This window comes from Coleofasciculus sp. E1-EBD-02 (assembly GCF_040218245.1).
Lineage (GTDB): Bacteria > Cyanobacteriota > Cyanobacteriia > Cyanobacteriales > Coleofasciculaceae > Coleofasciculus.
Genome location: NZ_JAVJQN010000070.1, coordinates 47,255 through 60,982, shown reverse-complemented (window position 1 = coordinate 60,982; position 13,728 = coordinate 47,255). Strand labels below are relative to the sequence as shown.

Here is a 13,728-nt window from a genome sequence, read left to right as displayed (position 1 = left end):
CGTTTGGGTTTAAAAAGGAGGCGATGGGATTAAAATGTGGACATTGTGATAATTGTCGGAAATAAGGTGATGGGGAAGCGGCGGGAGCAGGGGAAGCAGGGGAAGCAGGGGAAGCAGGGGAAGCAGGGGAAGCAGGGGAAGCAGGGGTTGTAGAGACTAGAGACGTTCCGGTGGAACGTCTGGGAGATGAGGGAGATGAGGGAGGTGAATGATCAATGACTAGAAAAGAGTTTTATGTGTAGGGGCGGGTTTCACTACTATCATTTTTTTGTCCACCCTAATGTCACTAAACCCGCCCTGTCTAAATGACAAATGACCAATGACGAATGACAAATGACAAATGACCAATGACGAATGACAAATGACCAATGACAAATGACCAATGACCAATGACCAATGACCAATGACAAATGACCAATGACAAATGACAAATGACCAATGACAAATGACCAATGACAAATGACAAATGACCAATGACAAATGACAAATGACCAATGACAAATGACCAATGACCAATGACAAATGACGAATGACAAATAACAAAATTATTTCTATTTTTCTAAGTACCTTTTTATGGGTAACTGTATCCTCCCCCCAGAGTTTAAACGCTCAAGGTGAAGAGGGATTACAGTTACAAGATTTTAGTTACTGGGCTAACCTCTGTGCTTCCCAAAAAGAGGCTAGAAATTATGAAGAAGCCCTAGAAGCCTGTGATCAAGCGATCGCGTTGAATCCGAATGAACCTCAAGCCTGGATTGATCGAGGTGATATTCAACGGGCATTAGATAATTATGCCGAAGCCGCCGCCTCTTATGGGCAAGTCATTCGCCTAGAACCCAGACATTCTGAAGCTTGGGCAAAGCGCTGCGCGGCAAATATCCAATTGGCAAATTATGAAGCCGCGATAACTGATTGTGAAACGGCGTTACAACTTGATGAAACTTGGAATCAGGTGACACGGGCTTATGCGTTGTATCATCAAGGGTTAGCTCTTTGGGGACAAGCAGAACCAGAAAAGGCACTATTTTCCTTTGATTTAGCGGTTCAAAGTAATCCCAATTATTCCCTGGCTTGGGCGCAACGCTGTCTGTTATTGTCCCAATTTGATCAGACGTATGATGCCCTCAATTCCTGCGAACGGGCATTACAAGTAAATGGGGATTGGGGAAATCGCACTCCCGCGATCGCGTGGACGAATCGTGGTAAAATTCTGGCTCAGTTGGGACGGTATGATGCCGCCCTAGAGTCTTATGATCAAGCCCTGGCGATTGACCCCAAGGATGCAACCGCTTGGACGGAACAAGGTAAAGTTTTATTAATGATTGGTCAACCGGGTGAAGCGTTAACCTCTCAAGAATGGGCGCTGAAAATTCGTCCCGATTATTCGTTAGCTTTAGCCAATCAATGTGCCACGCTGAATCAACTGAGTGAATATGAGGATGCTTTAGCCGCTTGCGATCAAGCGATTCAAGAGGGAGACGGGCGCTGGGGAGAAGAAGGGGCGACGTATGCGTGGAGTCATCGGGCGGATGCGCTGACAGGTTTGGGTCGATTTCAAGAGGCTTTGGCATCCGCTAATCGGGCGGTAGCACTTAATCCTGACTATGCTGATCCCTGGAGTAGTCGGGGGGCGACGCTGTGGTTTATGGGGCGGTTTGAAGAGGCGCTAGGGGCGACAGAACAGGCGATTGTGATTAATCCCAATTCCTCGAAGGCGTGGTTTAACTATGCCCGAATTCTCACCACATTGGGAGAGTATAATGAAGCCCGTGCTGCTTATCAACGGGCGCTGTTAGGGGATGCGAATGTGGGCAATATTCTGACTCTGGCAGAGATTTGGGTGAATCTGAGTGGTTTAGACTTCCGTCTGGAACGCTATCAAGAGGCGATCACCGCAGCCGAACGAGCAATTGGCATTAATCCGGATTTGGCAGCAGCATGGTATAATAGGGGGCTATCACTCATGGCATTAAATCAATATCGTGATGCTGTAGTCACTTATAATCGTGCGATCGCGATCGATGCAGAGAATGCTGATTTTTGGGCAGGGAAAGGCATAGCGCTGCGGTTTTTAGAGCAATATCCTCAAGCATTGGAAGCCTTGCAAACCGCATTAGAATTGAATCCATCTCATCCGCAAGCATTGGTCAATCAAGAGTTTGTCATGCAAAAGTTACAAACGCCTAATGGAATGGAGGCTTTACCAAATTCCGGGGTTAGGTAAAATCGAAAAATCTGGGTGCTAATGCTTCTCCCCTACGAATGCGTGATTTCCTATCCCTTACCTCAACCCTAACCATGCAACGTTCAAGAATCCATCTACCCCTGCTTTACCCAACAATAACCGCAACGCTACTAGCTTTGGCGACGGGTTGAAACCTCTCCCGGTTCCGCTACGCTAAAACCGGGAGATTCCTCAGAACCTTATATCTAGCTTGTCGCCCGTCCCGGAGGAGGCTATCTGGCTAGACTTTTCTGAGTCGCTACGAATCGGCTCAACGGGGCTATGACTGCACCGACTTTCAGACGCGCTTACTCGATTTGCCGATTGTTGATATTGTTGCCATGCCCGTAGCAGGGCGGTTTCCATCCCTAGATACTCAGATTGAGCATCCTGTAATGACAACACATCGTCATAAACGTGACGACTTAAAAACGCACTCATCAAATCGCGATGCATTACTACACCCGACTTATCGTAATGAACTCGTTCTGACAGAGATTTTTTGATACGTTCCCCTGTTAAATGAGTTTGAGAGAGTGCCGTTTTCGTAGTCGAAAACTGATAGAACGAACCGCCAGCTTTCTCAGCTTTGCGCTTCAGTTCTGACTGGAAAAAACCAGGGGACTTAGCGCCAATCGCTTTTCCCCAATTCTTTTGCCATCCCTTTACAGAAACCTTTTCAGTCTTGATTTGGTTTCCGTTTCTGAGAATATCATTAACTAGGCGACGATTTTGAGACTTGCAATACTCAGCTTTGCGCCGCTCTAATTCTCGCTTTTGACGCGCAAGAGCCTGATAACGTTTGGATTTATTCCACGAAGAGCAACCTTTTTTCGGCTTCCCTTTTTTCAGAACAGTCTTGCGTCCCTTCCTTCCTAAGAAGTCAGGTTCGTAGTTGTCAGGATTGGACTGCCGTTGTGACCGCTGCATCTTTCGCTGCAAGCTACTAATCTCACGCTCAAAGGTCGGAACCTTCTCGGCAAAGGGTAGCAAGCCAGCATTGCTGTCAGCCACATAAGCCACATTGGAAATATTCAGGTCTAATCCAACAACTCCAGGATTAACAAAATTAGCAGCTTTATGATTTGGCTCCCCTTTGTTGATTAACTGAGCATACCAGCGACGTTTACCGTTAATCTCTTTCCAGATAATCCGGACGTATTTGATCTCGCTGTTGATGCCATGCATCATTACAGGGTTATTGGGGCGAATCATGGCGTTAAGTTTGAGCTTTCCCCAAAGAAGGTGCTCCCCAGTCCAACGGATACCCTGCTTGTTGGTCTTGCCCTCCATGCTGCGGAACCGAGAAGGAACCTTGAATCGTACTTTCTTAGCATGACCAAACATTACCTTTTCGGAAGCTTGGAAGGCACGAGTCGCTAACTTTTGCTGAGTATTGGAATCGACTTTTTGTGCAATCCACTTAGAGGCATTGGCGACTACTGTTGCATAAGCTTGGATGTCGTATTCGGAATACCGATATTGCTTCCTTGCTTCACTAAATGCCTTTGTTCTGGCTTTCCCTTTTGGCAGCTTTTTGGCTGATTGGTAATGGGAGGATTTCTGCACTAACCGCATCCGAACCATTGCCTCGTCCAAACAAGCATTATAGAGTTGCCGACCCGCTTGGAACCGAGAAAGCAACTCTGACTCTGATTGACTGTTTACAACAAGAGGAATGGTTGTAATGAATGAAGGGGTAGTGCTTTTACCCATAGCGAAAACCCTGTCAAAATGTTAGTTAATCAGATTGATTGACATCGACTTCTTCATCAAGATAACCTAAATTTAAAAGAATGTCAATAACCATCAGCAACCAACATGACCGTTAATTTAGCCGATAGGCAATATCGCAGATATCCTCACAGCGTAGGTTGTGCAACCGTGCATCTTTGTTGGATACCTAAGCGTAGACGCGCTGTACTAATAGGAGACGTTAAAAACGACCTTGGTAAAATACTCAATGATGTTGCTATAGAAAAAGGTTGGTTCATTAAAGCACTAGAGATAGCACCTGACCATGTTCATTTACTTGTAGAATACGATACTGGCCACTCAATAGCACAAGTAGTCAAAGCCTTTAAAGGACGTTCGTCTCATGAACTCAGAGGAAGGTATCCTCATTTAAAAAGAATGCCCTCTATGTGGACAAGAGGATACTTTCATGACACCACAGGTAAAGTTTCGACAGCAGTGATTTTGGCGTACATCAACGACCCTCATCATTCTAAAAATTAAACGGCAAATAAAGAAAGCCGTGTCGCGTTTCCGCCCCCGTTTGGAAAACGGGAGCTACCACGCTCCCGCTTGTTAGATGGTGTTCTAAAGTTGAATCGCCTCCACTCACAGCACAACCGAACACACCAGCAACACCGATTCCCGCGTCTCCTACATCTGTTTCATCCCCAGCCACTTCGCCGGAACCTGATCCCTTCTCCCAAGCCCTGGATACCGCGATGAGTGCAGCGACAATTACACAATCGGCTGTATCCCCGGATGACTGGAATCTAGTCGTTAATCGCTGGCAAGAAGCGATCGCACTTTTGGAAAAAACGCCATCATCTCATCCGAAAAAGCAACTGGCAAGCCAAAAAATAGACCAGTATCAGCGTAACTTAGCTTACGCCAAAGAACAATCGGTCAAAAGTTCTCAACCTAAACCATCTCCCAAAATTATCGTTGCATCCCAGCCATCCGTAACCACTTCCTCCTCTCAACCTGAAACTCAATCCCCTCAGCCGCCTGCAACGACTCCATCCTCTCAACCTCAGGCTCAATCCCCTCAACCCAGCCAATCTCCAGCTATTTCGGCAAACGTCGCTCTAGCCCAACATCTGCAACAAAGTGATGCCAAAATGTATGAAGCCTACTGGTGTTCTGTTTGTCGCTGGCAAGAAAAACAGTTTGGACCCGAAGCTTATTCTTACGTTGCAACGATTGAGTGCGATCCCCGTGGCAAAAATGCTCAACCTGAACTTTGTCGTCAAGCCAAAATTCGAGCCTTTCCGACGTGGGAAATTAATGGTCAACTTCATGAGGGAGGGATGCAGCTAGAACAACTGGCTAATTTGTCAGGATATTCAGGTTCCCGTGACTTTAAATAACGGTGGCTGTGTCTAAATAAGGGCGGGTTTTGTTGTTCAGTTATCGGTGGGGAGGGCGGGTTTTGTTGTTCAGTTATCGGTGACTAGCTGAATTGATTCCCTAAACCCGCCCCTACAATTGATTCCCTAAACCCGCCCCTACAATTGATTCCCTAAACCCGCCCCTACAATTGTCCCTAAACCCGCATTGACAATCTTTAACTTTCCTTGTGTCCACCGACTTATGAAAGATTCTAAACCGTTAACGGCATACTCTGCCCAACGCCACCGTTCTAAATTTCTCTTACCCGGATTAGTCTTTGGCGCAACGGTGATTCTGATTTTAGCGGTTAGCCAATCTTGGCAAAGTCCTTTGGGGGAAACACTGACGAATTTTGCCTTCGAGGTTGGCAATAACTATCGACAATGGTTTGAGCTACAACGTACTGATAATCCCTTAATTTTACTGGCTTTGTCCTTTGCTGGAGGATTAATCGCTAGTATTTCTCCCTGCATTTTATCCCTACTACCCGTAAATCTGAGTTACATTGGCACCCGTGAAATTACCTCTCGCCGGGATGCTTTGGTCAAAGCGGGGTTATTTGTCCTAGGAGTGGTAACCATGCTGAGTCTGTTTGGTTTATTTTCCTCCTGGGCAGGGGCTATACTGATTCAATTCCGGGGCTATGTACAGATTGTTGTCGGTGCCGTGATTATCCTCATGGGGTTGATGCTGTTGGGGATAATACGCCTACCCTTACCTCAGACGGCTTTTAACGTTGCGATCGCAGGACCCTATGGCGTTGGCGTAACCTTTGCCTTGGTGAGTTCTCCCTGCACCAGCCCCGTCATGTTTGCCGTTCTCACGGCGGGTGCAGCCACAGGTTCCCCGATTCAGAGTACCTTGGCAATGGTATGTTATGCCTTGGGTTACACGGCGATCATTTTTTTCGCCAGTCTCTTCACCAGTTTGGTCAAACAAACCCGCTTTTTGTTGGGCTACTCTGACGCAATTATTCGGTTTGGCAGTATTGTGCTTTTGCTAATCGGCGGATTTTATCTGGTTGATGGCTTTCTTTGGTGGACTTCCGTGATGAATATGAGTAACTGATGCCAAACTGCGGTAAACTAGAATAATACGTTTTTGAATTTTTTAGCAGAATTTTGTTACAAGCCCTATGACTGTGGTAATTTCAGCAGCTCGTTCAGCGACATCTGCTGCACCAACTCAAGCTCCTGAAAAATCGCGTCAAGTTACCCGCAAGCCTTATCCCAACTATAAGGTGATTGTTCTCGATGATGATTTCAACACCTTTCAGCATGTCCATGACTGCTTGGTGAAGTATATTCCCGGAATGAACAGCGATTACGCTTGGAAACTGACGAATCAGGTTCACTTTGAAGGTCAAGCCATTGTTTGGGTTGGTCCTCAGGAACAAGCTGAACTCTATCACCAACAGCTAAGTCGGGCTGGATTAACGATGGCTCCCCTAGAGGAGGCATAAATGTAGAGACGTAGTATGCTAGGTCTGGGAGACGGGGTAATGATTTTGCACAAAACTGATCAATATGCAATTTAGATAGACAAAAACATATCATGGGTAAGTCCAATGGCGGTAGACTGGTTTGGAATCACTCAACTCACTTAGCCGGGTTGATTCCGGTTCTAGAACGTCTCACTAGCTATACTGGGATTCAAACGATTACGCCGGCTGTCATTGGACGGGCGAGAAGTCATCGTCCTCGCTTAGAGTTAAAAGTGTCTGTACCCATTCGCGGCGGATATAAAATTATAGCTCGCTCTGGTAAAACGTTTCAAGAAGTGTTCATTGTTACTGAGTTGAGTAAGCGAGAATTAGAAGGTGCGATCGCGCAAGCATTGAAAAAGAAAAAGTAAGAAGTCAGGCTTGTTGAATAGTCAATTGTAGGGGCGGGTTTAGCCGTTTAATTGTGATACCTACCGATAACCTCTCAACAAAACCCGCCCTCCGTCATGTCGTGAAAGGTTAATTGTAGGGGCGGGTTTAGCCGTTTCATATTGATACCCACTGATAACCTATCAACAAAACCCGCCCTCCGTCATATCGTGAATAGTCAATTGTAGGGGCGGGTTTAGCCGTTTCATATTGATACCCACTGATAACCTATCAACAAAACCCGCCCTCCGTCATCGGTAATATCATTTCCTTTAACCTTGCAACCTTCCTTCTGCCCTCTGCCTTATCCTAATTTTTACCACGGACTTCCCACTAATGTAAACGCACTCCAATAATAAGGATGGGTCAATTCTCTATCCGGTAAATCAGCTAACTTTGGCGGTAAAGGAATAGTCTGATTCGGAGTCACCAATTGACCCTTTTCTATTCGCACCTCACCCCGAATCATCGCTAATTGTGCCTGTCGCAATGCTTCAGCTTTAATCGGGACTTCTTTTAACTGGGAATAAAAGGTAGTCATTAATCCCAACGTCGCGTCATCGCTAACATACCAGAGACTTCCCAAGGCTGATTTTACTCCCGCTTGTACAGCTAACCCAGTAAATCCTAACTCCGCCTCCTCATCCCCTAAAGCTGTACGACAGGCGCTTAATACCATCAGTTCCACAGGTGGATTACTTAACCCCAATTCTCGAATTTTGTCAAGGGATAGCTTAGTATCCCAAAACTGGATATACGAGTTTTCTGGTTTACCGGATTTAAACTCACCATGGGTGGCTAAGTGAAGGATACCAAATGGCGTTCGATTGCGAATACTTTTTAGCCTTTGGGGAGTAAACGTAGAATTAAGAAAGGATGCACCCTGCCATAATTCATCAGCAATCGTCGCTAACTCAACCGGGACAGCCGGTAACGGATTTTGGTCAGTAAATTCAGACGCCCCCATCGCCAACACCTCCAGATTTCTCACATCCACATAGCGCGTATCTGTCAGCGATAAACTGGGCATCAACCCAATACTATAGCGTTCCAAAATAAACCCATTTCCATCATGCAAAACCGCCATCGGTAACGAACGCAACCCCACATCCACAACAAACGCCAAATTATTAATCTCTCGACTCGCCAACTCCGCTTCCAAAGGCGCAATTAACCACTGATAAAGCTGTTGTGACACCGGAAGATAAGGACGAGGAATCCGCACATCCGTCACAGCGCGACGCAATTGTTGACTCATCTTCAAAACCTTCTCCCGCGTCGCCCCCGGTACAGCAAATCGCATCGGTTCCCCTGAAGCCGTCACCAAAATCAACACCAACTCCTCCCCCTCCAGAGACAACAAATCCTCCTCAGACATCGCCACAAAACCACCATCCTCCTCTGCGAACCTCTGCGCCAACCTCTGCGTTCCTCTGCGTTTCCCTAAACCCTTCACATCCCCACCCTTAACTGATGCATTAGTTGGCACAAACATCGCATAAACCAGCGCAGGTTTCACCCCAGCCACCCGTTCAATTCGTTGTAACGTCGCTTGGGCTTGTGCCAAGGTAATAATTGGCGTATCCCCTAACCCCAAATACTCCTCATATTGACTCGTAAACGCCGCTTCAGCTTCAGCTATTGGATTGAAAACTGGGGAACTCGCGATTATCTCACTCTCTTTTGTGATATCCTCAGTTTCATCAGTCTGGGAACAATAGGGTGGACAAGTTCCCGTAATCGTCGGGGTAATAATCTGAATATTCCCCAACGTAAAACTCCCTGGAAATGATTCAAATGGGAAGATAGTAAACTCACCACTGCTAATTGCTGCACTTGTCCCATTGGTTGTGCCATCTCCCACATCAAAAGGAGTTCCCCGTAAACCGCCGCCGTGACGAATTGTAATATCGCCACCTTCGATTCCGCCTGCTGTAGAGATACTGGTAATAATCCCATTTTGGTCACTAAAATCGTTCGTAGCGCGGAAAAATTGTTGTGTGGTAATATCAACCTCACCGCCGTTTCCACTACTCCCGCCTTGTGCATTAATAGAACTGACTTGAATATCGCCCCTGGGGTCTAAAATAACATTACCACCATCGCCAATACTCCCACTTGTATTAATTTCGCCTGTTGTAATCGCCTGTTCTGCTTGAATTATAATATCACCGCCGCTGTTTCCTGAACTATTCAGGTTTCCTGTAGTAACGGTTCCGTTATCGCTGGTTAAACGAATCTCGCGACTGGGGTTGAAAATATCGCCTGTGCGGATATCTTGGTTGGCGAGTAATGTCAGTGTGGCGTTGTCGTTTCCGAATAACGTCCCGCCTGTGTGGTTAATCGAGTTGGCTTGTAAGGTAACGGGGTCATTAAATGTCGCATCACCCACCAAGGTTATTGTACCCGTGTTATTGTCGCGTCCGATAACAATTTGAGCAAACCCGTTTTGGATACTATTGAGTTCATTGGTATCGAGATTCAAGCGAGTATCATTAATCGTGTTGCCAATCGTCATGCCTAAATTGGGGTCAAGGGGTTGTACTTGAAGTAGATTATTTCCTTGAATTGTCCCCAATCTGATTTCATTAGCGGTGAGACTGATATTACCCAATCCGATAGCGGCAATTCCACCATCATCTCCAACTAAAATTCCCTGGCTGGTGTTGTCTGAACCATTAACAATTCCTTCTAAGCTAATATTACCTGTTCCCGTTGTTTGGACAACACCGCCACCAAACCCTAAAACACTAAACCCACCAACCCAAATTCCATAATGATTTGTTCCGGTTCCCTGACTGGTTCCCTGGAGAAAAATATCGCCATTGATTGAAGTAACTCTGGAGTTTTCTTCAATAACGACAATACCCTCATTACTCATCATTCCTTGTCCACCTGTTCCCACGAGAGTAATGTTTCCAGTTCCGGTGGATTCTACGCCGCCGCCAGAAACAATAGAAATACCATCGTTACCGAATACTCCATTACTGGTTGCGTTAGTTGTACCTGTAATTTCAATCGCACCTGTCCCCGTTGATTGTACTAAAGCACTCTCTCGAATCGAAACACCATGATTTTCGTCTCCAGTACCATTACCGCCTGTACCTGTTATACTGATATCTCCATCGACAGAAGAGACACTCGAACCCGCATCTCCTAGTCTTATTCCACTATTATTATTTGTCCCATTTCCACCTATACCTGTCAGGGTTATATTTCCGGTTCCGGAGGATGTCACCACACTACCATCAACAATAGAAATACCATCGTTAAATTCTCCCGTTCCCGCACCGCCATTACCTGTCAAGTTAATCGTTCCATTAACTGAAGAAACAGTCGAACCTGCATCTCCCATTCTTATCCCATCATTATTATCCGTTCCGGTTCCACCTGTACCTGTCAGGGTTATATTTCCGGTTGCGGAGGATGTCACCACACTACCATCGACAATAGAAATACCATCATTGAATTCTCCCGTTCCCGTACCGCCGCCATTACCGATCAAACTAATCGTTCCATTAACTGAAGAAACAATCGAATTCACATCTTGCATTTTTATGCCATCATTACCATTCGTTCCGCTTCCGCCTGTACCTATCAAGGTGATATTTCCATTCTCGGAGGATGTCACCACACTACCATCAACAATAGAAATACCATCATTGAATTCTCCCGTTCCCTCACCACCATTACCTGTCAAGTTAATCGTTCCATTCACTGAAAAGACACCCGAACCCTCATCTTGCATTTTTATGCCATCATTACCATTCGTTCCGCTTCCCCCTGTACCTATCAAGGTGATATTTCCATTTCCGGAGGATGTCACTGTACTACCTTCGACAATAGAAATACCATCGTTGAATTCTCCCGTTCCCGTACCGCCGCCATTACCGGTCAAACTAATCGTTCCATTCACTGAAGAAACAATCGAACCCGCATCTTGCATTTTTATGCCATCATTACCATTCGTTCCGCTTCCCCCTGTACCTATCAAGGTGATATTTCCATTTTCGGTGGATGTCACTGCACTACCCTCGACAATAGAAATACCATCGTTGAATTCTCCCGTTCCCGCACCACCATTACCTGTTAAGCTAATCGTTCCATTCACTGAAGAAATACGGGAGTTTAAATTACTAATACTAATTCCGTCATTATTATCTATCCCATTTCCACCTGTACCTGTTAGAGTAATCGTCCCTGTTCCAGTTGTTTCTATTACACTACTATCGTTCACAACAATACCGAAATTGTTGTCACCACCGTCACCTCCCGTACCTGTAATATCAATACTGCCGTCTCCAGTGGTAATGGTACTGTTATTATTAATAGTAACGCCAGCAGTAGAGGCAGCATTACCCTTGCCACTGCCGATAAAATTTCCACCTCCCGTATCAATCGTGGCATTGGTGATGGCGAGAAGACCACCATTGATGTTATCGAAATCAGCATTAAGGGTAACATTACCCCCATTCGTTCTGATGTTCTGATTAACGGCAATCTCGTTATTAGCTTGGGCAGTAAGCCCGACCCCGCTTTCACTAATATTAATCGGTGCATTAAAAGTAATAGTGTCAGTCGCTTGCAGAATTACATTTGCCACGGCAGCATTAATCGTGCCATTGTTAATCTGGTTATCTTCTCCAGGATCATTAAATGCATCATTTGCAGCTAGTTGATTGGGATTATTTCCACCTGCCATAACTGTTATATTTTCTGGATCTAAGAGTAATATTCCAAATTCACCTTGCATCGCTGACAAGTTAACTGTGCCAGCATAATCAAGATAGTTTTTGCCCGATATTTCAGCAAAACCACCATTACCACTTTCGCTACCGCCTCGTGCTGTAAGTGTTCCATAAAATCGGCTGGATTCATCTGCCCAAACAATAATCCGTCCCCCATTCCCATCGGTTAAAGCATCTGCATTAATGGTTGAATCTTCGCTAACAAACGTGATATCAGCATTGGGAATTGTACCTTCCCCTTGATAATCTCCCCCAATTCTTACTGTACCGCCACCATTGATACCAGATGCGTCAAGATTGGCGGAAAGTAAGCCAACCTTTTTACCAATAATATTGATTTCATTGCCAATTGAGGGTGAGGAGGAGGAGGGCGCACGTCGGTGCGCCCCTACGGTGTCGTCAACGGTTTCGCCAACGGTTTCGTCAATCGTGGAAACATCGATTGTGCCAGATATAATCGCGACTCCTGTTTCGTTTGGCAGCGTTATCGGAGAATCAGCCAGTTGCACTTCTCCCGATGCGGTAACATCAACCCCTGTCTCGACTTTTTCTGCTGAACCCGTTAATAACTCGGCTACATCTAACGGCGTGATTGGCAATAATACCCCGTCTTGATTCCGAGGCGCAGTAATCTCTAATGATAGTAACTGTCCCGATTGAGAAATCCTGACCCGATTTGACCCTTCAACCGCCGCAATCGTAATCTGTCCCCCTGGTGCAGTTAGTTCCCCGGTGTTAATCACGGTTCCCCCTAATAGAGTTAAATTCTGTCCTGGAGAAACGGCTAAATTTCCAGCATTGACAATTGTCCCCGATTGGGATAAATCAAAGGCAAATTGATTGGGATTTCCTACCAATTGCAAATAATTATTATCCCCCAATGCATTGAACCAAAGATTATCGCCAAACCCAATACCTGTCGCGGTTGTGGCGATAAAATCGGCGGGAACATTTAATTGAGCATTTTCCCCAAACACAATCCCGGCTGGATTCATCAAATATAAATTCGGTGTTCCCCCCGTCACCTGAATCAACCCATTAATCAGCGAGGGATTCTCTCCAACCACTCGCCCCAAAATATTCCTCAGATTCGGATTCGCCAAAAAATTAGCAATTTGTCCTGCATCTAAGCCAAATTCCTGAAAACTGTGGAAGAGATTCACCTCATCTGCATCCAAACTCCCTCCCGAAATATCAAACTGATTACCATTCGGTGTGACAATTGTCCCCGTACCATCAGGGGCGGCGGTAATTGGTTCAGCGTTCGTAGTCGGCGCTGTCTTCGCCACCAACATTAAACCCGCAAGCAGAAACAACCAGTTAAAGCACCATTGAGCAGATTTCATGGGAGTAAGAGTTAAGGAAGGATCTAGCTCAATTTTTTCGCTTGTGCCAGTATTTTTTTCCTGGAAGTTATAAAATTATAGGAAATGATAGATAATTTAGACTTAGTTAATTTTAATTTACGTCTAAACGTTCCTTGGATAAGAGTGGTATCGGTTATGAATAGCAGAACTATTGGCGGGCATAAGTAATATCACTGACGTGCTATAGTGTCAAGTAAAAATTGAGGAGAGGGCAATCCGACCGTCTGTAGGGGCGGGTTTTACCGATAACCTGTCAGCCAAAACGGGTAACTTATGTAAACTCGCCCTGTTTCTAGGGTTGTTAATTAATGCAAGAAACCTGAGTCGGGGCGGGTTTAGTCACATCCGGGTGTCACCGAAAAGATAGTAGTGAAACCCGCCCCTACACAA

At 45.6% G+C, this 13,728-nt stretch carries 9 protein-coding genes; 6 read left to right on the top strand and 3 right to left on the bottom strand.

The window, feature by feature from the left end:
* Positions 1-260: 260 nt before the first annotated feature.
* Entirely contained in the window at positions 261-536 is a 276-nt protein-coding gene (locus tag RIC07_RS12265; protein WP_446394779.1) for a hypothetical protein, read from the bottom strand.
* On the opposite strand from RIC07_RS12265, the gene RIC07_RS12260 reads away from it, so the two are divergent.
* Positions 530-2,224: a tetratricopeptide repeat protein gene (locus tag RIC07_RS12260; protein ID WP_446394778.1), complete on the top strand. Its 1,695-nt coding sequence runs from the start codon at positions 530-532 to the stop codon at positions 2,222-2,224. The two genes, RIC07_RS12265 and RIC07_RS12260, sit on opposite strands and share 7 nt — an antisense overlap.
* A gap of 192 nt (positions 2,225-2,416) precedes the next feature.
* Here RIC07_RS12260 and RIC07_RS12255 read toward each other — a convergent pair whose 3' ends face one another.
* On the bottom strand, positions 2,417-3,940 hold the full coding sequence (locus RIC07_RS12255) for an RNA-guided endonuclease TnpB family protein (RefSeq protein WP_446394777.1): 1,524 nt from the start codon (positions 3,938-3,940) through the stop codon (positions 2,417-2,419).
* Between the two features lie 105 nt (positions 3,941-4,045).
* On the opposite strand from RIC07_RS12255, the gene tnpA reads away from it, so the two are divergent.
* From tnpA to RIC07_RS12230, 5 genes are all read left to right on the top strand, one after another.
* On the top strand, positions 4,046-4,462 hold the full coding sequence (gene tnpA, locus RIC07_RS12250; RefSeq protein WP_446394776.1) for an IS200/IS605 family transposase: 417 nt from the start codon (positions 4,046-4,048) through the stop codon (positions 4,460-4,462).
* 218 nt (positions 4,463-4,680) lie between these two features.
* Positions 4,681-5,328: a hypothetical protein gene (locus RIC07_RS12245; RefSeq protein WP_446394775.1), complete on the top strand. Its 648-nt coding sequence runs from the start codon at positions 4,681-4,683 to the stop codon at positions 5,326-5,328.
* Positions 5,329-5,551: 223 nt separating this feature from the next.
* A complete protein-coding gene (locus RIC07_RS12240) occupies positions 5,552-6,418 on the top strand; it encodes a cytochrome c biogenesis CcdA family protein (protein WP_446394774.1) in 867 nt (288 codons plus the stop codon).
* A gap of 67 nt (positions 6,419-6,485) precedes the next feature.
* Positions 6,486-6,812 (top strand): ATP-dependent Clp protease adapter ClpS, encoded by a 327-nt coding sequence (clpS, locus tag RIC07_RS12235; RefSeq protein ID WP_446394773.1) that lies wholly within the window; start codon positions 6,486-6,488, stop codon positions 6,810-6,812.
* Positions 6,813-6,904: 92 nt separating this feature from the next.
* Entirely contained in the window at positions 6,905-7,204 is a 300-nt protein-coding gene (locus tag RIC07_RS12230) for a DUF2103 domain-containing protein (RefSeq protein ID WP_446384631.1), read from the top strand.
* Positions 7,205-7,539: 335 nt separating this feature from the next.
* On the opposite strand, the gene RIC07_RS12225 is transcribed toward RIC07_RS12230, so the two are convergent.
* Positions 7,540-13,317, bottom strand: a complete 5,778-nt coding sequence (locus RIC07_RS12225) for a CHAT domain-containing protein (protein ID WP_446394772.1) — start codon at positions 13,315-13,317, stop codon at positions 7,540-7,542.
* Positions 13,318-13,728 lie beyond the last annotated feature (411 nt).

Bases quoted from the DNA above. Each gene is read 5' to 3' on its own strand.
- RIC07_RS12260 (WP_446394778.1), top strand. From the start codon at position 530: ATGACAAATAACAAAATTATTTCTATTTTTCTAAGTACCTTTTTATGG.
- RIC07_RS12255 (WP_446394777.1), bottom strand. From the start codon at position 3,940: ATGGGTAAAAGCACTACCCCTTCATTCATTACAACCATTCCTCTTGTT.
- tnpA (WP_446394776.1), top strand. From the start codon at position 4,046: ATGACCGTTAATTTAGCCGATAGGCAATATCGCAGATATCCTCACAGC.
- RIC07_RS12245 (WP_446394775.1), top strand. From the start codon at position 4,681: ATGAGTGCAGCGACAATTACACAATCGGCTGTATCCCCGGATGACTGG.
- RIC07_RS12240 (WP_446394774.1), top strand. From the start codon at position 5,552: ATGAAAGATTCTAAACCGTTAACGGCATACTCTGCCCAACGCCACCGT.
- clpS (WP_446394773.1), top strand. From the start codon at position 6,486: ATGACTGTGGTAATTTCAGCAGCTCGTTCAGCGACATCTGCTGCACCA.
- RIC07_RS12230 (WP_446384631.1), top strand. From the start codon at position 6,905: ATGGGTAAGTCCAATGGCGGTAGACTGGTTTGGAATCACTCAACTCAC.
- RIC07_RS12225 (WP_446394772.1), bottom strand. From the start codon at position 13,317: ATGAAATCTGCTCAATGGTGCTTTAACTGGTTGTTTCTGCTTGCGGGT.